The following is a 17,387-nucleotide window of genomic DNA, read 5'->3' as shown; positions in this document are numbered from 1 at the left end:
GGTTACAATTTAGGGCTTGGAGGTGTGGCCGAGTGGTTTAAGGCACCGGTCTTGAAAACCGGCGAAGGAGCAATCTTTCCGTGAGTTCGAATCTCACCGCCTCCGCCAGAACATCAATGAATACGGGCCTCTCGGCCCGTTTTTCGTTTCTACCCGCCAAATAACCCGCCAACCGTGCAAATGTCCTTGGATGGGTACATTAGGACTTGTGGCGCACCAAATCCCGCAGATGATGTTCCCGGAACCAGCGGGATAGTCGCTCCTCGTTCTCGGAAACGGCCCAGATCCCTACGCCAAACACAACCACGATCGTCCCTATCAAAATCGCCAACATTGAGTCGCTCATGGCAGCCTCCATCAAAGTCATGGCCACGCTTAAATTTTAGGCGACAGCTTGCACCAATGCCCACCTTGGGTGTTGCCTTTGGTGTAATCATCCGTGTGCACTTGCCAAGCACGTGCCAAGCACTTCTAGATGCATCCTTGCCGGATGCTCCAAGCATTCCTTCAAGCATCCTCGTTGCATCGCGTTGGGCTGCGTTGCATGCCCTGCAAGACAGTCCCGGATTTGGGACAGCTCCGTTTTTGGTACCGTTGGCGTCCTATCGTGGGCCTAGTCTCGATTCGGGACGCCCTGAGGACCGGATATTGCTGTCCAATTCATGAAGGGGGAAAAGATCATGATCAGACTATTCGGCATATTGGCTTTAGCGGCCGGTCTCGCGGGCTGTGTGGTGGCCGCGCCATACCAAGATGGCTACGGTTATGGGCCAGTGCCTGCGTACGACTATGGCCCCGGCTATTACGCGCCGCGCACTAATATTGGCGTCGGCGTTGGTGGTGGCAGCGGTGGCGGCGGCGTTGGTGTTGGAGTAGGCGTCGGTTTCTGAGCCAGCGCGAAACTCGGCGCATCGGCTGCGTCGATCGGTGCGGACGCGCTGCGCGGCGCAAGCGGCAACATCGGCGTCAACCTCGCCGCTGGTGCGCTGAACGCGTAGGCCAATCAGATCGCGTTGATCACCACGCCGCGAGCGGACATCACCTCGCAACAGAATGTGCATGCAGTCGCGCAATTGACCGGCAGCGCTACTGCCGAACTCGGCGCGGGCGCGATGACGAACATGAGCGGCAATGTCGGCGTGAATATCGCGGCCGGTGTGAGCAATGCCCAGTTCAATGGACTCGTGGTTCATTGAGCCAAGGCATTCACGCGGTTCGTTGAACGCCTTTAGTCCACTGCGCCGAACGCGTGCCAAAAACTCAAGACGTCAACGCCACCAGCTAAACCAGCGCGGTCGCCTCGACCTCGATCTTGAAACCATAATGCAATTGCGGAACCGGCACGACGGCTCGCGCCGGCCGTGCTTCACCGGCCCAACGCGCGTAGATCTGATTGAAGCTCATCCAGTTCTCGACATCGACGATGTAGACGCGCACCTGCACCAGTTGCGCGACGCTGCTGCCGGCGCTTTCCAGCGCGGCCTGCACATTGGCCAACACCTGTTCGGCCTGAACCTCGAACGAGGCCTCGGATAGCTTGTCGCCTTGCGCGGTGATCGGCAATTGTCCCGAGACGAACACGAAACCATTTGCTACCGCGACGTGACTGTAATGACCGCCCGGCTGCGAAAGCGTAGCGGGATTGTCTGTATGCGGCAGATGCGGGTCGTGCTGGCTACCAGCCATGAATATCACTCCAAATGTGCCGACGGCACATGACACTGCGTGCGGCTCATCCGCGGGACGGCATCCCGTTTCGCAAAAGCGATGAAGCGATCACGCGAGGAATCATGCAACGCACTAGCGTTGCCCACTCCGGGCAACGCGCCTCACATGGTCAACACGTTTCTACAAATAAGCCGCACGCATCACACGCTAATCAACTCCAGCTTCTCGCGCGCATCCGCACAGCGGCGGTTCAGGTCGCGATGCATCAACTGACTGTCGAGCAGCGCCGATACGTCAGACAAACCGTAATCAAAGCGCAAGACGTATTCGATGTCTGTGTAATCGTGATAGGCGCCGCTGTCTGCCAGCTTCTGCGCTTCAGCGAAAGCAGCATGTTGCCGTTCGCCGTTCATCAAATCTCTGATCGCCATGATTGCCGCTCCGAGGAACAGTGGCTCCCATCATAGCAATGCAAATTCAAACGCACGGTCGCGCGCACGCAACACCTGGTGTTTTCCGTAGACGCCGCGCGCCTTGCGCCTCGTCAGTTTTCAAACGGCAGCGACAGGCGCTTTGATCCCGTGCCACCTGACAACCAGAATCCGGCCGACATAGCAAAGCAAGCCCGCCACGCCTACCGTCACGCCCATGCCCTTGGGCGAGCCGTCCTGCCAGAGTCCGACCGCGAGGCTCGACAACGCGCCGAGCGCCAACTGCACGGCGCCGAACACAGCGGCCGCGGCGCCGGCATTCAGCGGATAGCGATGCATCAGATCGGTCGTGCAGTTGGCGGACAGAAGTCCGACGACGCCGACCACGAAGAACAACCCGAACACGATCGACCACAGACCGCCCCACCCGGTCAACGACACGACACAAACAAACAGCGAGGCAATGCAGCTCACGGTTGCAGCAAAGGAAATGATCGGCAGCGAGCCGAGCCGGCCGACGAGCCGAGTATTCATGAAATTGCCAAACATGATGCCGACGATGTTCAGCGCGAACAGGAAGCCGTAATGCTGCGCCGACACATGGAAATACTCGATGTAGACGAACGGCGTCGCGGTGATGTACGCAAACATCGACGCGAAGGCCATGCCGCCGCACAGCATGTGCCCCCACGCAACCGGATCGCGCAGCAACTTGCCGTACGCGCCGAACGATTTCAGCAACGCCGAATGCGCACGCTTCTCGCGCGGCCACGTTTCCGGCACCTTGAGAAACGCGGTCACCGCGCACACCGTGCCGAACAGCGTCAGCACGATAAAGACGACACGCCAGCCGCCGAGCAGCAGCAACTGTCCGCCGAGCAGCGGCGCGAGCAACGGCCCGATCGATGTGACGATGGCGAGCATCGACAGCACGCGAGCGGCATCGGTCGGGCCGTGGGCGTCGCGTGCAATGGCGCGCGCCAGCACCGAAGCCGCGCCCGCGCCCAGCGCCTGCACGAAACGGAACGTCACCAGCGAGCCGATCGAGAACGACATCGCACAGGCGACGCTGGCGAGCGCATACATGACGATACCGCCGAGCAACACCGGCCGCCGACCATAGGTATCGGACAGCGGACCATACAGCAGCATGCCGATCGAAAAGCCGAACATGAAGCTGGTGAGCGTCGTCTGCGCGGCGCCCGTGCTGATGGCGAATGCCTGCGCGATGGTCGGCAGGCTTGGCAGATACATGTCGATGGAAATCGGCCCGCATGCGGCAAGCGCACCGAGCAACAGAATCAGCCGGCCATCGGGCCGGCTTCTGGTGACGTGAGACATGGGAATCCAGATGAAGCGCCGCGCCGTCATCGGCAGCGGAACAGGTGAAACGGGGGAAAGCAGCAACTTGACGGCCTCAATTGTACGCGACGGTTAACACGACAGCCGGGCTTCGGACATGATGGCGGCGATGATCGCGAAGACGCCAGTGAGGCATCGATGACTGGCGGCAAGCACGCCGCCAATCGGTTAAGCTGCCGCCTGAACACTTCGGGCGACGCGCGAAGCTGTGCCCAGCGCCCTTCCCCACCATCCTGTACCGACCATGCGATGACCGCATTCCTGTTGATCTGGAGCCCCAAGAAATGGCCGTGGCCCGAATTGCCCGACGTGGCCAAACGCGTGGCCGCGGGTGTCGCGGTGGCCGACGTATGGGGCTGCGGATTCGCGCGCAGCATCCTGCCGGGTGACCGCGTTTTCCTGCATCGGGTCGCGCAGGAACCCAAGGGCATCTTCGGCTCCGGTTATGTGACGCGCGCGCCGTACGGAGTCCCTGATCCGGCGACGAAGCGAGGCTACCGCTTATGCATCGACTTCGTGTACGACTGGGTCGTCGATGCACACGAAGGCGTGGTGATTCCGCGCGAGACGTTGCGCACGCATCCTTTCTCCGTGCAGACGTGGGACGCGCAAAGTTCGGGCACCGTGATCAAGCCGATGGCCGAAGGCGCATTGGAAAAGCGATGGGCGGAACTGACCGGCAAGCGTAAGCCACCGAAGTTCGATATGCCGGCGGGCCCCACGCGCTCGAGCAGGGTCACGGCTCACGCGGCGGCGCAAAAGCGCGTGGCGGACGGTCGCACCATCACGAAGGCGAAGGTGGCGGCTAAACCGGTCACTACGCAGGTGGCGAACCCGCCACCCCAATCAGTTGCCACGCAGGACAGCAAGCCGATCGCGAAACCGGCGACCCGGCCGGTAACAAAGACGACAGCGGCGAAGCGCGCGCCCAAAAACTGAGCGAGCGGCCCGTTGCGTAGGCGCATCCGCAAAACCTGTTCACGCTGACTCCGGTACAATTTCCCCACCTATCCCAGCGCCGCGCGACTCGCCGACAGGCAAGCTGCGCCGCTGCGCAACCCCAATTCCAGCCATCGCCATGTCCAAAAACGAAACCCTTTTCGAACGCGCGCAACGCACCATTCCCGGCGGCGTGAACTCGCCTGTGCGCGCCTTCCGCTCGGTCGGCGGCACGCCGCGCTTCATCGAACGCGCGCAAGGGCCCTACTTCTGGGATGCGGACGGTCAGCGTTATATCGACTACATCGGTTCATGGGGCCCGATGATCCTCGGCCATGTTCATCCGGAAGTCCTCGAAGCCGTGCAGCGCGTGCTGGGCAACGGCTTCTCGTTCGGTGCGCCGACCGAATCGGAAGTGGAAATCGCTGAAGAAATCTGCAAGCTGGTGCCCTCCATCGAGCAGGTCCGCATGGTGTCGAGCGGCACCGAGGCGACCATGAGCGCGCTGCGTCTCGCGCGCGGCTTCACGAACCGCAGCCGCATCGTCAAGTTTGAAGGCTGCTATCACGGCCACGCGGACAGCCTGCTGGTCAAGGCCGGCTCGGGCCTGCTGACGTTCGGCAATCCGACCTCGGCGGGCGTGCCGGTGGATATCGCCAAGCACACCACCGTGCTCGAGTACAACAACGTCGCTGAACTCGAAGAAGCGTTCAAGGCATTCGGCAACGAGATCGCCTCGGTGATCGTCGAGCCGGTGGCCGGCAACATGAACCTCGTGCGCGCCACGCCCGAATTCCTGCAAGCGTTGCGGCGCCTGTGCACGGAGTACGGCTCGGTGCTGATTTTCGACGAAGTGATGTGTGGCTTCCGCGTCGCCCTGGGTGGCGCGCAAGAGGTCTACGGCATCACGCCGGATCTGACGTGCCTCGGCAAGGTGATCGGCGGCGGCATGCCGGCGGCGGCTTTCGGCGGCCGGCGCGACATCATGGCTCACCTCGCACCGCTCGGCGGCGTCTACCAGGCGGGCACGCTGTCGGGTAATCCGATCGCGGTCGCGGCCGGCCTGAAAACGCTGCAACTGATCCAGGCGCCCGGCTTTTACGACACACTCACGGCGCGCACCACACGCCTCGTGCAAGGTCTCGCGAATGTCGCGCGTGAAGCCAAAGTGCCGTTCGCGGCCGATTCGCTCGGTGGCATGTTCGGCCTCTACTTCACCGACTCGATCCCGACCAGCTTCGCCGAAGTCACGAAGAGCGACGTGCCGCGTTTCAACGCTTTCTTTCACAAGATGCTCGACGCCGGCGTGTACTTTGCGCCGTCGGCGTATGAAGCGGGCTTCGTTTCGATCGTTCACGACGACGCAATTGTCGACGCCACGATCGACGCCGCGCGCGGCGCGTTCGCCTCGCTCGCGGCCTGAAGCCGGCGAGACAACATCGTTAAAACCGAAACCCATTACAGCCTAGCCACCGTACCCGACCGGACACCGATGTTTTCGCAAACCGATTTCGTCCATATGGAACGCGCGCTCGCGTTGGCCAAGCGCGGCATGTACACCACCGACCCGAATCCTCGGGTCGGCTGCGTGCTCGTCAAGAACGGCGAGGTGATCGGCGAAGGTTTCACGCAACCGGCCGGTCAGGATCATGCCGAGATCCGCGCGTTGAAAGACGCGCGCTCGCGCGGCCATGACCTGCGCGGCGCCACGGCCTACGTGACGCTGGAGCCGTGCAGCCACTTCGGCCGCACGCCGCCGTGCGCGAACGCGCTCATCGAAGCCCAGGTCGCGCGCGTGGTCGCGGCAATGGAAGACCCCAATCCGCAGGTATCCGGACGCGGTCTCGCCATGCTGCGCGACGCCGGCATCGAAGTACGCTGCGGACTGCTCGCCCTCGAAGCGCACGAACTCAATATCGGCTTCGTCTCGCGCATGACGCGCGGCCGCCCGTGGGTACGCATGAAAGTGGCGGCCTCGCTGGATGGCCGCACCGGCTTGCCTTCAGGCGACAGCCAATGGATCACCGGCGAAGCGGCACGCGCGGACGGCCACGCCTGGCGCGCTCGTGCGTCGGCAATCCTGACCGGCATCGGCACGGTCAGGGAAGACGATCCGCGCATGACGGTGCGCGCGGTCGACACGCCGCGCCAGCCGCAACGCGTGCTGATCGACAGCCAGCTCGACGTGCCGCCGGAAGCACAGATTCTGGCCGGCGCGCCCACGCTGATCTTCTGCGGCAATCTCGATCAGCGCCATACCGATCGCGCCAATGCCCTGCGCGATCGCGGCGCCGAGATCGTCCAGCTGGCGAACCCGGCCGGCAAGGTCGATCTGCCTGGGGTGCTGAAAGTGCTCGGCGAGCGCAACGTGAACGAACTGCATGTCGAGGCGGGCTACAAACTGAACGGCTCGCTGCTGCGCGAAGGCTGTGTCGACGAATTGCTCGTGTATCTCGCGCCGAGCCTGCTCGGCATGGATTCGATGAGCATGTTCAATCTGAGCGCGCCCGAAACGCTCGAAGGCCGCGTCAAACTGAACTTCCACGCGATCGACCGGATCGGCGAGGATCTGCGGATTCTCGCGCGCTTCGTACCCCAACACGCGCCCGAGGCCACGCCCGGACCCGGCGGCGATCCCGCGTCCCAACCCGTTTCGAAATGATCAAGGATTAGTACGATGTTCACAGGAATCGTCGCGGCCGTCGGCCGCATTGAATCAGTCAAGCCGCTCGGCACGGACGGCGACGCGGGCGTACGCCTGAACGTCGAAGCCGGTGGCCTCGATCTCGGCGACGTCCAGCTCGGCGACAGCATTACGATCCAGGGCGCCTGCATGACCGTGGTCGCGAAGACCGCCCACTCGTTCGAAGTCGACGTCTCGCGCGAAAGCCTGAACTGCACGGCGGGCCTCGGTGAGACCGGCGAAGTCAATCTCGAGAAAGCGCTGCGCGCGCACGACCGGCTTGGCGGCCATATCGTCTCCGGCCATGTGGACGGCCTCGGCACGGTCACGCACTTCGCGCCGGTCGGCGAATCGCACGAACTGCGCGTGCTGGCGCCGCGCGAGATCGGCCGCTATCTGGCGTACAAAGGCTCTATCACTGTCAACGGCGTGAGCTTGACCGTCAACTCGGTTAAAGATCGCGACGATGGCTGCGAATTCTCGATCAACCTGATTCCGCACACCGTCGACGTGACGGCGCTCAAGCGTCTGCGTGAAGGCACACAGGTGAATCTGGAGATCGATCTGATCGCGCGCTACGTCGAGCGCATGCTGAACGCGCCGAAATAAACTGCCGCAAGCCCGGCCACGCATGGCCCGGCGGCGGCGCTCCGCCGCTTTCAGCCGGTTCATGCGTCCATCGTTTCGACGAGCATAGCAACGGCGGACGGCTCATCGCCAGTCGGCCAAACGGCCTATGCCGTTCGGCGGAGGCGACTTGGGCCCGCGCGTGGCGTAAAATACGCGCTTTCTTCGAAACTCTCGCCAACATGACGCTCGCCTCCACTCTAGAGATCATTGCCGAACTGAAAGCAGGCCGGATGGTGATCCTCGTCGACGAAGAAGACCGCGAAAACGAGGGCGACCTCGTGATCGCCGCCGAATTCGTCACGCCGGAAGCGATCAACTTCATGGCCCGTTACGGCCGTGGCCTGATCTGCCTGACGCTCACGCAGGAACGCTGCAAGCTGCTGAACCTGCCGCTCATGACCTACCGCAACGGCACGCAGTACGGAACGGCGTTCACGGTCAGTATCGAAGCGGCCGAAGGCGTCACCACCGGCATTTCGGCGGCCGACCGCGCCCGCACGATTGCCACCGCGGTCGCGCCGGACGCCAAGGCCGAGCACATCGTGCAGCCGGGCCACGTGTTCCCCATCATGGCCCAGCCCGGCGGCGTGCTGGTGCGCGCCGGCCACACCGAGGCGGGCTGCGACTTCACCGCGCTGGCAGGCCTCACGCCGGCTGCGGTGATCTGCGAAGTCATCAAGGACGACGGCACGATGGCGCGCCTGCCGGACCTGATGGAATTCGCCAAAGAACACGGCCTGAAAATCGGCACGATCGCCGACCTGATCCACTATCGCAGCCGCACTGAGTCGATCGTCGAGCGAATCTGCGAACGCACCATGCAAACGGCGCACGGCGCGTTCCGCGCGGTCATGTATCTCGACCAGCCGAGCGGCCAGCCGCATATCGCGCTGGTGCGCGGCACGCCGTGCACGGATCAGGACACGCTGGTGCGCGTGCATGAACCGCTGTCGGTGCTGGATCTGCTCGAAGTCGGCGAATCCACCCACTCATGGACGCTGGACGCGGCCATGAAAGAGATCGCCGCACGCGACTGCGGCGTGATCGTGCTGCTGAATTGCGGCGACTCGAAGGACCATCTGATCGACGTTTTCAAGGCGTTCGACTCGAAGGAAAAAGCCGACGCGCTCAAACGCCGCCCGGTCGACTTCAAGACGTACGGCATCGGCGCGCAGATTCTGCGTGAGCTCGGTGTCGGCAAGATGCAGGTGCTGTCGAACCCGCGCAAGCTGGGCAGCATGTCGGGCTACGGTCTTGAAGTCACGGGCTTCGTACCGATGCCGGGCGGCAAGGCACAAGCTCCGCAACAAGGCTGATCCGACCATTCACGCGCTTAGCGCCCACTCAAAACACTACGGAATTCACATGGAAATCGGACAATACCAACCGAATCTCGACGGCGACGGACTGCGTATCGGCATCGTCCAGGCGCGCTTTAACGAACCCGTCTGCAATGGCCTCGCGGACTCCTGCATCGAAGAACTCGAACGCCTCGGCGTGACCGGCGAAGACGTGCTGCTCGTCACCGTGCCGGGCGCGCTGGAAATTCCGCTGGCGCTGCAAAAACTCGCCGAAAGCGCGCAATTCGACGCCTTGATCGCGCTCGGCGCGGTGATTCGTGGCGAAACGTACCACTTCGAACTGGTTTCGAACGAAAGCGGCGCGGGCATCACGCGTATCGGCCTCGACTTCGGCATTCCGGTCGCGAACGCGGTGCTGACCACCGAAAACGACGAACAGGCCGTCGCGCGCATGACCGAAAAGGGTCGTGACGCAGCGCGCGTGGCCGTCGAAATGGCGAATCTCGCCGTCGCGCTCGAACAACTCGGCGGCGACGACGAGGAAGAAGATGAAGAAGAGGAAGAGGCATGAAGAGCGCACGCCGACGCTCCCGCGAACTGGCCACGCAGGGGCTTTACCAGTGGCTGCTGTCGGGTTCGCCCGGCGGTGAAATCGACGCGCAACTGCGCGGCGCGCAAGGCTTCGACAAGGCCGACCACGAACATCTGGACGCCATTCTGCACGGCGTGATCCGCGATTCGGAAGCACTGTCCGCGGCAATCGCTCCGTGTCTCGACCGTCCGATCGAGCAGCTCTCGCCGGTCGAACGCGCCGTGTTGCTGGTGGCCGCGTTTGAACTGAAGAATCACGTCGATATTCCGTATCGCGTGGTCATCAACGAAGCGGTCGAACTCGCCAAGACGTTCGGCGGCGCGGACGGCTACAAGTACGTGAATGGCGTGCTGGACAAGCTGTCGGCACAACTGCGCGTGGATGAAACGCAGGCGGCTCGCAAGCGTTGAGTGCAAGGCGCATGAGCGGCGGCATGATCGTCGTCATGCGCCTCGCTGAACGCGACGGCGCAACCGAACCGTTTGCAAGGGCGCCGTTTCGCGCGTGAACACATGCGCCAAACGCCGTCCCGCTTTTGCTTTTGAACTGGATTTGATCGTATGAACTCCGTGACCGAACCCTTGGTGCGGCTTGCTGCACGTGTGGACGCCATCCAGCCTTTCTATGTGATGGAGCTGGCCAAGGAGGCCGCGCTTCTCGAGCGCGACGGACGCGACATCATTCACATGGGAATCGGCGAACCCGATTTCACCGCACCCGAGCCGGTCATCGAGGCGGCCGCGAGCGCGCTGCGCCGTGGCGTCACGCAATACACCAGCGCGCTCGGCCTGCACGCGCTGCGCGAGGCGATTTCGGCGCATTACGCCGACTTCTACGGAGTCAGCGTGGATCCGGCGCGGATCGTCGTCACCGCAGGCGCATCGGCCGCATTGCTGCTGGCGTGCGCGGCGCTGGTCGATCGCGACGACGAAGTGCTGATGCCCGACCCGTGCTACCCGTGCAACCGTCATTTCGTGATCGCCGCCGAAGGCAAGCCGGTGATGGTGCCCAGCGGCCCAGCCGAACGTTTCCAACTCACCGCCGCCGACGCCGAGCGGCTCTGGAACGAGCGCACCCGTGGCGTGCTGCTGGCCTCGCCGTCGAATCCGACCGGCACGTCGATCGAACCGGCTGAACTGGAGCGCATCGTCAAGGCTGTGCGGGCGCGTGGCGGCTTTACGATCGTCGACGAGATCTACCAGGGCCTGAGCTACGACGCAAAGCCCGTGTCGGCGCTCTCGTTCGGCGACGACGTGATCACCGTCAACAGCTTCTCGAAGTACTTCAACATGACGGGCTGGCGTCTGGGCTGGCTGGTGGTGCCGCCCGGCATGGTCAGCGCGTTCGAAAAACTCGCGCAAAACCTGTTCATCTGCGCCTCCGCGCTCGCCCAGCACGCGGCGCTCGCCTGCTTCGAGCCGGAAACGATCGCAATCTATGAAGCGCGGCGCCTGGAATTCAAGCGTCGCCGCGACTTCATCGCGCCGGCGCTGGAATCGCTCGGTTTCTCGGTGCCGGTGATGCCCGACGGCGCGTTCTACGTGTACGCCGATTGCCGCACGGTCGCGCATGCCGCGGCCGGCGACAGCGCGGCGCTCACCAAGGCCATGCTGCACGATGCCGGAGTGGTGCTGGTGCCGGGCATGGATTTCGGCACGCACGCGCCGCGGGAGTACATCCGGCTGTCGTACGCCACGGCCTATCCGAAGCTGCAAGAAGCGGTCGATCGGCTGGCGAAGTTCTTCGGCAAGGGTTGAGCGAAGCAGCGCGCTCTCAATCGCCAGACGAAAAAAAGGACACTCCTGATGGGTGTCCTTTTTTTGTTGCAGCTTGCTTCAACATCGAGCCGTCAGCTTTACGCTTTCGACCTCAAGCGCCCAACTCCGAAGCCGATGCCACGTGCTTGGTTGCGTTGGCGCTCGCGTCGTCCTGCTCGGAGGAAACCGGCGTCTTCACCGATGTCGCCGCGCTCAACTGATGACTACCTTCGAGCGTCACCTGCACGCGCTTGCCGTTGCTGGCAGGCGCAGCCGTAGCCGTATTGGTCGACGCAGTCAGAACCGGTGCCTGCGGAGCGTTGATCGGCACCTTGCGGCCACGCGCCACGTCGCGCAGACGGCCGCGCTCGGCCATCACCTTGGCGCCGTAGCCGCCGTCGTCCGGCGAGGTCGAGCCGACGTACAGACGCAAGCCGCCCGGCAGCGAGCCGCCGCGTGCGATGCAATCCTTCAGCACCAGCGCGCCCACCTTGATGTTCGCGACCGGTTCGAGCGCCGCGCTCTGGCCGCCGAAATACTGGAATTTGTCCGAGTGCACCTTGGACATCACCTGCATCAGGCCTTGCGCGCCCACGCCGCTCTCGGCGTATGGGTTGAAGCCCGATTCGATCGCCATCACGGACAGCAGCAGCAGCGGATCGAGACCGACTTCGCGGCCAGTGTCGAACGCGGCCTTCACGAGCTCGCTGACGGGCTCCTGAGCGACGCGATAGCGCCGTGCCAGATAGGATGCAACCAGATCCTGCTCGCGGGTCGAGATCAGCACGCGGTCGTCGCGCGCGTCGGCGGAGACACGTTGCGACGGGATCAGCCGCGCCAGCGCGGTGACACTTTGCATGGTGCGCGGGTCGAGGCCGTTCAGCGCCGCGACGCCCATGCCGGTTGAGCCCGTGGCGTCAAACGCGCCGTCAAAGCTGGTGTTGCTCGAGATGACGCCAGTGTTGCCGTTGCTACCGTTGTTCGTGCCGCTCACGGCGTCGGAGCCGTTCGAGTTGGCGGACAGCGAGTCGTCAGAGGACGCGCGTGCGGGCGGTCCGAAAGCCGGCAGCGGGTTGCCCTGCAGCAGACGGGCGGGACCGGCTTGCACGGCGGCGGAGATGACCGGCATCAACTTGGCGGCTAGCGTGCCGCGCAGGGCCGGCATCAGCCACAGTGCGACTGTCAGCACAACGGCGATACCGCCGACGATGCTGAACAGGTGATGACTCATTCGCGTCCCGCGACGCAGCACACCACGCACAACTTGCGCGATACGCTCATCGGGACGCCACGATAACCAGGCGTTCATTCAGATCTCCCATGTTGCATGATCCGCGAACCCCGCCGGATGAAGAGGCGGTGAGGCACGTTCGCAGAATCAAGACATCGCGTGCTCTGTCTGGTTAGGGCAGCAGCGACGTCGGGAAAACGGCAAATACCGTTTGTGGGGAGCCATCCTGAAAGAGGACCGCGGCATGTCAAAAAAGCATGCGGGCGGTGGCTCCCACGCGAAAAACCAGCGACAGTTGGCGCTGGCGAGGACATCAATAAGGCCGTTTGATACCGTGCAGGGGTCGGTAAGCGGTGACGCGTTGCGTCTGATGGGACCGGGGGCAGTGGTAAAAAGGTTCACGCCCTGCAACCAATGTGGACGGATTCTATGCAGGGTTTTATAGATCGTCAACACTATAGATAGGCAAATGTATAACTAATTGTAATAATGAACAGTGTTCAGACCGTCCAAAACCGCGCGGTACGCGCGTTTTGAGCTATCTCGATTCGTCCGTCTCGCTTAGGCCGTTTGGCTGATCTACGTGCGCTTGCCAACACAGGTAAAATCGACAATCGTTCTGGCGCCGTTAAACCCCGCTGCGCCTCCCTTTTCCGCCGCTTGTGCGGCACTGAACAGCACCAGATGAAATACAAAGACCTGCGCGATTTCGTCGGCCGTCTCGAGACGATCGGCGAACTGCGCCGCATCTCACAAAACGTTTCGCCTGTCCTGGAAATGACCGAGCTGTGCGACCGCGTGCTGCGCGCCGGCGGTCCGGCTCTGCTGTTCGAGAGCAAGGCACAGCATGCGTTCCCGGTGCTCGGCAACCTGTTCGGCACGCCTCGGCGGGTCGCGCTCGGCATGGGTGTCGACGCGCAAGCTGGCGAGGGCGACGGCGCCGCGCTCGAATCGCTGCGCGACGTGGGCCGGCTGCTCTCCGCGTTGAAGGAACCGGAGCCGCCGAAGGGGCTCAAGGACGCCGGCAAACTGTTCACGCTCGCGAAGGCGGTGTGGGACATGGCGCCCAAGACGGTGAGCGCGCCGCCCTGCCAGGAAATCGTCTGGGAAGGCAACGACGTGGACCTCGCAAGGCTGCCGATTCAGACCTGCTGGCCCGGCGATGCCGGCCCGCTGATCACATGGGGCCTGACCGTCACAAAAGGCCCAAATAAGAGCCGACAAAATTTAGGCATATATCGCCAGCAATTGATCGGACGTAACAAACTGATCATGCGATGGCTCGCGCATCGCGGCGGCGCGCTGGATTTTCGCGAGTTCGCGCTACAGAACCCGGGCAAACCGTATCCGGTGGCCGTCGTGCTGGGCGCCGATCCGGCCACGATCCTCGGCGCGGTCACGCCGGTGCCCGACACGCTGTCCGAATATCAGTTCGCCGGCCTGCTGCGCGGCGGCCGCACCGAACTGGCGAAGTGCATCACGCCGGGCGTCGACGGCTTGCAGGTCCCCGCACGCGCCGAAATCGTGCTCGAAGGCTTCATCTATCCGCAGGAAGGCGCGCCCTCACCTGCTCCCGCGGGTGCTCCGCCGCGTCCCGTGAAGGGCGCGTCGGCGGCCTATGAACATGCGCTGGAAGGCCCGTATGGCGACCACACCGGCTACTACAACGAGCAGGAGTGGTTCCCCGTCTTTACCGTCGAGCGCATCACCATGCGGCGCGACGCGATCTATCACTCCACCTACACCGGCAAACCGCCCGACGAGCCTGCCGTACTCGGCGTCGCGCTCAACGAAGTGTTCGTGCCTTTGTTGCAAAAGCAGTTCAGCGAGATCACCGACTTCTATCTGCCGCCCGAAGGCTGCAGCTACCGCATGGCCATCGTGCAGATGAAGAAGAGCTACCCCGGCCATGCCAAACGCGTGATGTTCGGCGTGTGGAGCTTCCTGCGGCAGTTCATGTATACGAAGTTCATCGTCGTGGTCGATGAGGACGTGAATATCCGTGACTGGAAGGAAGTGATCTGGGCGATCACCACGCGCATCGATCCGGCGCGCGACACGGTGCTGGTGGATCGCACACCGATCGACTATCTGGATTTCGCCTCGCCCGTGGCCGGCCTCGGATCGAAGATGGGTCTCGATGCGACCAATAAGTGGCCCGGCGAAACCGATCGCGAATGGGGCCGCCCCATCGTGATGGACGACGCGGTCAAACAGCGCATCGACACCTTGTGGAACGAGTTGGGCCTGTGAGGCAAGCCGTACAACAAGACTGAATAACAAAGCGATCGGAGCCGTTGCGCGGATGCATGCTTTCTCAATGATGTCGGATGGATTTTTTCTGTCGCTGTCGCTGTGCCTGGATATCGGTCTCGTGAACGTCGCCATGATTTCCCTGACGCTCACGCATGGCTTCAAACCAGGCTTCTGGCTCGGCCTCGGTTCGTGCATCGGCGATCTGATTTACGCGGCGCTCGCGCTCGCGGGCATGGCCGCCTTGCTGCAGTTCGAGTCGGTGCGCTGGGTGGTATGGATCGGCGGCGCGGCGATCCTGCTTTTCCTGACCTGGAAGATGGCGCGTGAAGCGATGTTCCCTGCGACGGCACCGGCCGTGGCCGGCGAGGCGGACGCGAATGCGCCGCATCTGTCCGCGTGGCGTGGTTTTTTGCGCGGCGTCTTGCTGGCGGTGTCGTCGCCTTCGGCGATTCTGTGGTTCGCCGCGGTGGGCGGCGCGCTGATCGCGAAAGCGGGCGCCACGAGCGTGACGACCGCGCCGGTATTTCTCGGCGGATTTTTTCTCGGCGGTCTGTGCTGGACGATCTTTATCTGCGGACTCGGCAGCCACGGACGCAAACGCGCCGGCACCGGTTTGCTGCGCGCGTGTCACGTGCTGTCCGCGCTGCTGTTTGCGTATTTCTCGTATAGCGTGATCGTCGACGGGTATCGCGATCTGATCGTGCAAACCGCGCACGTGGCAAGCTGACGTGAAAACGGCTCGCGCTGGCGAGCCGTTTTCGATTGAGCACCAAGGCAAGCGCAACAGCGCCTGCTCACGCGATGGATCAGGCGAGATACTGCGCGAGTTTTTCCAGATCGACGTTGCCGCCGCTCACCACCACGCCGACACGCTTGCCCTTCACCGGCACGATGCCGTTGAGGACCGCGGCCGCGGCGAGGCAGCCCGTCGGCTCGACCACGATCTTCATGCGCTGCGCGAAAAAGCGCATCGTCTCGATCAACTGCGCGTCGCTGACCGTTTCGATCTGCGCGACCAGTTTCCGGATGATCGCGAACGTGTAGTCGCCCAGATGCGTGGAGGCGGCACCATCGGCGATCGTGCGCGGTGTGTCGATATGCACGATCTCGCCGCGCGCCAGCGACTGCTGGCCGTCGTTACCCGCTTCCGGCTCGATGCCGATCACCGTGCACGCCGGGCTCAATGCCGCCGCGGACAACGCGCTGCCGCTGATCAGCCCACCACCGCCGAGGCACACGAACAGCATGTCGAGCGGGCCGGTTTCCTCGATCAACTCTTTCACCGCGGTACCCTGCCCGGCGATCACATGCGGATGGTCATACGGTGGAATCAGCGTCATGCCGCGCTCTTCGGCGAGGCGCCGGCCGATCTCTTCGCGATTCTCCGTATAGCGGTCGTAGGTGATCACTTCACCGCCGTAGCCCTTGGTTGCCGCGACTTTGGCCGCGGGTGCGTCCTGCGGCATGACGATCGTCGCGTGGATGCCGGCCAGCCGGGCCGACAAGGCGATCGCCTGAGCATGGTTACCCGACGAATACGTCAGCACGCCGGCTTTGCGCTGCTCCGCGTCGAAATGCGAGATCGCGTTATAGGCGCCGCGAAATTTGAAGGCGCCCATGCGCTGAAAATTTTCGCACTTGAAGAACACCGACGCCCCGGTGCGCTCGTTGAACGTGCTCGAGGTTAGAACGGGGGTGCGATGGGCGACGCCGTCGAGACGGGCAGCGGCGTCGAGTACGTCGTCAAAAGTGGGAGCGGGAAGCGCTTGCATCGGCGAAACTCTCCAGAGCGGTGGCGAAATAGCCATTCTCCCAGCTTCGACCGAGGTTTGGAACTTCAGGCGTGAAGTGAGCGTGTGAACTTCTATGGCCACTTTTCGCCCTGACCCGCGGGCGCGAATTCAAACGTCATTCCGACAATAAGCTCCGAATTGACTGCATGAAAAGCCGCCGACAAATACAAACGGCGTAACCCGGCGATCAAGCCGGCGTTACGCCGTCAATAAACTAGCGCTGCGTGCCGCGATCAACGGCGATAGTAGCCGTGACCGTAATAACCGCGGTAATAGCCGTGGTGATAGTAAGGACGCCCATAGCCACCGTAATAGCCGCCCACCACGACTGGCGGCGGTGCATAAACGACCGGCGGCGCATAAACCGGCTGCGGCGCGTAGTAAACCGGCGGCGGCGCGGCATAAACCGGGTAAGCCGGCGCAATCGGAACCCCAATACCGATACCGACGGAAACATGCGCCTGAGCGGCACCGGCGAGTCCCAAGCCGAGTGCTGCGGCAACGACAAACGGAACGATCTTTTTCACTTTTATTCTCCTAGCGCGGCCCACCAAGGTCGCCGACTTCGCATGCCCTGCATGCTATGAAATCAATGTATCGAAAAAGACCGCGCCTATCTGTTCGCATTTGTTGCAAATTGCAATTGGCGGCAAAACCTCGCAATTCCCGCAGACGCCACAAGCGACCAATGGGCTTCGTAATGCGCTGAAAACTCAGGGATTGCGCCTGCCAAGACGCCAGTAA

Annotated in this window: 18 protein-coding genes, 1 tRNA gene and 1 pseudogene; 13 read left to right on the top strand and 7 right to left on the bottom strand. The window is 63.0% G+C overall.

What is annotated here, in order from left to right:
* Positions 1-18: 18 nt before the first annotated feature.
* A tRNA-Ser gene (locus tag PQR42_RS10945) sits at positions 19-108 on the top strand.
* Between the two features lie 91 nt (positions 109-199).
* Here the strand turns inward: PQR42_RS10945 and PQR42_RS10940 are convergent.
* Complete coding sequence (locus PQR42_RS10940; protein ID WP_408214052.1) at positions 200-346, bottom strand: hypothetical protein; 147 nt, start codon at positions 344-346, stop codon at positions 200-202.
* A 334-nt stretch (positions 347-680) separates the two neighbouring features.
* On the opposite strand from PQR42_RS10940, the gene PQR42_RS45840 reads away from it, so the two are divergent.
* Both PQR42_RS45840 and PQR42_RS45835 read left to right on the top strand, forming a co-directional pair.
* Positions 681-890 (top strand): hypothetical protein, encoded by a 210-nt coding sequence (locus tag PQR42_RS45840; protein ID WP_494478183.1) that lies wholly within the window; start codon positions 681-683, stop codon positions 888-890.
* Positions 891-1,055: 165 nt separating this feature from the next.
* Positions 1,056-1,196, top strand: a complete 141-nt coding sequence (locus PQR42_RS45835; RefSeq protein ID WP_494478184.1) for a FapB/FapC family functional amyloid domain-containing protein — start codon at positions 1,056-1,058, stop codon at positions 1,194-1,196.
* A gap of 85 nt (positions 1,197-1,281) precedes the next feature.
* On the opposite strand, the gene PQR42_RS10930 is transcribed toward PQR42_RS45835, so the two are convergent.
* The 3 genes from PQR42_RS10930 to PQR42_RS10920 form a co-directional block, all read right to left on the bottom strand.
* Positions 1,282-1,686: a RidA family protein gene (locus PQR42_RS10930; RefSeq protein WP_408385656.1), complete on the bottom strand. Its 405-nt coding sequence runs from the start codon at positions 1,684-1,686 to the stop codon at positions 1,282-1,284.
* Between the two features lie 182 nt (positions 1,687-1,868).
* Positions 1,869-2,099, bottom strand: a complete 231-nt coding sequence (locus PQR42_RS10925) for a hypothetical protein (RefSeq protein WP_408214044.1) — start codon at positions 2,097-2,099, stop codon at positions 1,869-1,871.
* Positions 2,100-2,219: 120 nt separating this feature from the next.
* On the bottom strand, positions 2,220-3,440 hold the full coding sequence (locus PQR42_RS10920) for a Bcr/CflA family multidrug efflux MFS transporter (protein ID WP_408385654.1): 1,221 nt from the start codon (positions 3,438-3,440) through the stop codon (positions 2,220-2,222).
* A gap of 270 nt (positions 3,441-3,710) precedes the next feature.
* Between PQR42_RS10920 and PQR42_RS10915 the strand changes: the two are divergent.
* The 8 genes and pseudogenes from PQR42_RS10915 to PQR42_RS10880 form a co-directional block, all read left to right on the top strand.
* Positions 3,711-4,220, top strand: a pseudogene (locus PQR42_RS10915) (hypothetical protein); the annotation flags it as partial.
* 319 nt (positions 4,221-4,539) lie between these two features.
* Complete coding sequence (hemL, locus tag PQR42_RS10910; protein WP_408214036.1) at positions 4,540-5,823, top strand: glutamate-1-semialdehyde 2,1-aminomutase; 1,284 nt, start codon at positions 4,540-4,542, stop codon at positions 5,821-5,823.
* A 69-nt stretch (positions 5,824-5,892) separates the two neighbouring features.
* Positions 5,893-7,062, top strand: a complete 1,170-nt coding sequence (ribD, locus tag PQR42_RS10905; protein ID WP_408214033.1) for a bifunctional diaminohydroxyphosphoribosylaminopyrimidine deaminase/5-amino-6-(5-phosphoribosylamino)uracil reductase RibD — start codon at positions 5,893-5,895, stop codon at positions 7,060-7,062.
* Between the two features lie 15 nt (positions 7,063-7,077).
* Positions 7,078-7,692 carry a riboflavin synthase gene (locus tag PQR42_RS10900; RefSeq protein ID WP_408385652.1) on the top strand — a complete coding sequence of 205 codons (615 nt, stop codon included), beginning with the start codon at positions 7,078-7,080 and terminating at the stop codon, positions 7,690-7,692.
* Between the two features lie 200 nt (positions 7,693-7,892).
* Positions 7,893-9,029 carry a bifunctional 3,4-dihydroxy-2-butanone-4-phosphate synthase/GTP cyclohydrolase II gene (ribBA, locus tag PQR42_RS10895; RefSeq protein WP_408214027.1) on the top strand — a complete coding sequence of 379 codons (1,137 nt, stop codon included), beginning with the start codon at positions 7,893-7,895 and terminating at the stop codon, positions 9,027-9,029.
* A 49-nt stretch (positions 9,030-9,078) separates the two neighbouring features.
* Positions 9,079-9,585, top strand: coding sequence for a 6,7-dimethyl-8-ribityllumazine synthase (gene ribH, locus PQR42_RS10890; RefSeq protein WP_006050161.1), 507 nt, complete (start codon positions 9,079-9,081; stop codon positions 9,583-9,585).
* The gene (gene nusB, locus PQR42_RS10885) at positions 9,582-10,016 is read left to right on the top strand and encodes a transcription antitermination factor NusB (protein ID WP_012434069.1); all 435 of its coding nucleotides are present in this window, start codon (positions 9,582-9,584) and stop codon (positions 10,014-10,016) included. The genes ribH and nusB overlap by 4 nt, the downstream gene beginning before the upstream one ends.
* 150 nt (positions 10,017-10,166) lie before the next feature.
* A complete protein-coding gene (locus PQR42_RS10880) occupies positions 10,167-11,363 on the top strand; it encodes a pyridoxal phosphate-dependent aminotransferase (RefSeq protein WP_408385650.1) in 1,197 nt (398 codons plus the stop codon).
* Between the two features lie 112 nt (positions 11,364-11,475).
* Here PQR42_RS10880 and PQR42_RS10875 read toward each other — a convergent pair whose 3' ends face one another.
* Entirely contained in the window at positions 11,476-12,672 is a 1,197-nt protein-coding gene (locus PQR42_RS10875; RefSeq protein WP_408385648.1) for a transglycosylase SLT domain-containing protein, read from the bottom strand.
* Between the two features lie 606 nt (positions 12,673-13,278).
* Here PQR42_RS10875 and PQR42_RS10870 point away from each other — a divergent pair.
* Positions 13,279-14,847: a UbiD family decarboxylase gene (locus PQR42_RS10870; RefSeq protein ID WP_408385646.1), complete on the top strand. Its 1,569-nt coding sequence runs from the start codon at positions 13,279-13,281 to the stop codon at positions 14,845-14,847.
* A 52-nt stretch (positions 14,848-14,899) separates the two neighbouring features.
* Complete coding sequence (locus PQR42_RS10865) at positions 14,900-15,577, top strand: LysE family translocator (RefSeq protein ID WP_408214012.1); 678 nt, start codon at positions 14,900-14,902, stop codon at positions 15,575-15,577.
* Between the two features lie 79 nt (positions 15,578-15,656).
* On the opposite strand, the gene PQR42_RS10860 is transcribed toward PQR42_RS10865, so the two are convergent.
* Together PQR42_RS10860 and PQR42_RS10855 are read right to left on the bottom strand one after the other, a co-directional pair.
* Complete coding sequence (locus tag PQR42_RS10860; RefSeq protein ID WP_408214009.1) at positions 15,657-16,622, bottom strand: threo-3-hydroxy-L-aspartate ammonia-lyase; 966 nt, start codon at positions 16,620-16,622, stop codon at positions 15,657-15,659.
* Positions 16,623-16,876: 254 nt separating this feature from the next.
* Positions 16,877-17,170: a hypothetical protein gene (locus PQR42_RS10855; protein ID WP_106283375.1), complete on the bottom strand. Its 294-nt coding sequence runs from the start codon at positions 17,168-17,170 to the stop codon at positions 16,877-16,879.
* Positions 17,171-17,387: the final 217 nt, after the last annotated feature.

Source organism: Paraburkholderia sediminicola (assembly GCF_046027355.1).
Classification (GTDB): domain Bacteria; phylum Pseudomonadota; class Gammaproteobacteria; order Burkholderiales; family Burkholderiaceae; genus Paraburkholderia; species Paraburkholderia sediminicola_B.
Note: the sequence above shows the minus strand (reverse complement) of the source record. Positions and strands in the feature narration are given on the sequence as shown.

Bases quoted from the DNA above. Each gene is read 5' to 3' on its own strand.
- PQR42_RS10940 (WP_408214052.1), bottom strand. From the start codon at position 346: ATGAGCGACTCAATGTTGGCGATTTTGATAGGGACGATCGTGGTTGTG.
- PQR42_RS45840 (WP_494478183.1), top strand. From the start codon at position 681: ATGATCAGACTATTCGGCATATTGGCTTTAGCGGCCGGTCTCGCGGGC.
- PQR42_RS10930 (WP_408385656.1), bottom strand. From the start codon at position 1,686: ATGGCTGGTAGCCAGCACGACCCGCATCTGCCGCATACAGACAATCCC.
- PQR42_RS10925 (WP_408214044.1), bottom strand. From the start codon at position 2,099: ATGGCGATCAGAGATTTGATGAACGGCGAACGGCAACATGCTGCTTTC.
- PQR42_RS10920 (WP_408385654.1), bottom strand. From the start codon at position 3,440: ATGTCTCACGTCACCAGAAGCCGGCCCGATGGCCGGCTGATTCTGTTG.
- hemL (WP_408214036.1), top strand. From the start codon at position 4,540: ATGTCCAAAAACGAAACCCTTTTCGAACGCGCGCAACGCACCATTCCC.
- ribD (WP_408214033.1), top strand. From the start codon at position 5,893: ATGTTTTCGCAAACCGATTTCGTCCATATGGAACGCGCGCTCGCGTTG.
- PQR42_RS10900 (WP_408385652.1), top strand. From the start codon at position 7,078: ATGTTCACAGGAATCGTCGCGGCCGTCGGCCGCATTGAATCAGTCAAG.
- ribBA (WP_408214027.1), top strand. From the start codon at position 7,893: ATGACGCTCGCCTCCACTCTAGAGATCATTGCCGAACTGAAAGCAGGC.
- ribH (WP_006050161.1), top strand. From the start codon at position 9,079: ATGGAAATCGGACAATACCAACCGAATCTCGACGGCGACGGACTGCGT.
- nusB (WP_012434069.1), top strand. From the start codon at position 9,582: ATGAAGAGCGCACGCCGACGCTCCCGCGAACTGGCCACGCAGGGGCTT.
- PQR42_RS10880 (WP_408385650.1), top strand. From the start codon at position 10,167: ATGAACTCCGTGACCGAACCCTTGGTGCGGCTTGCTGCACGTGTGGAC.
- PQR42_RS10875 (WP_408385648.1), bottom strand. From the start codon at position 12,672: ATGAACGCCTGGTTATCGTGGCGTCCCGATGAGCGTATCGCGCAAGTT.
- PQR42_RS10870 (WP_408385646.1), top strand. From the start codon at position 13,279: ATGAAATACAAAGACCTGCGCGATTTCGTCGGCCGTCTCGAGACGATC.
- PQR42_RS10865 (WP_408214012.1), top strand. From the start codon at position 14,900: ATGCATGCTTTCTCAATGATGTCGGATGGATTTTTTCTGTCGCTGTCG.
- PQR42_RS10860 (WP_408214009.1), bottom strand. From the start codon at position 16,622: ATGCAAGCGCTTCCCGCTCCCACTTTTGACGACGTACTCGACGCCGCT.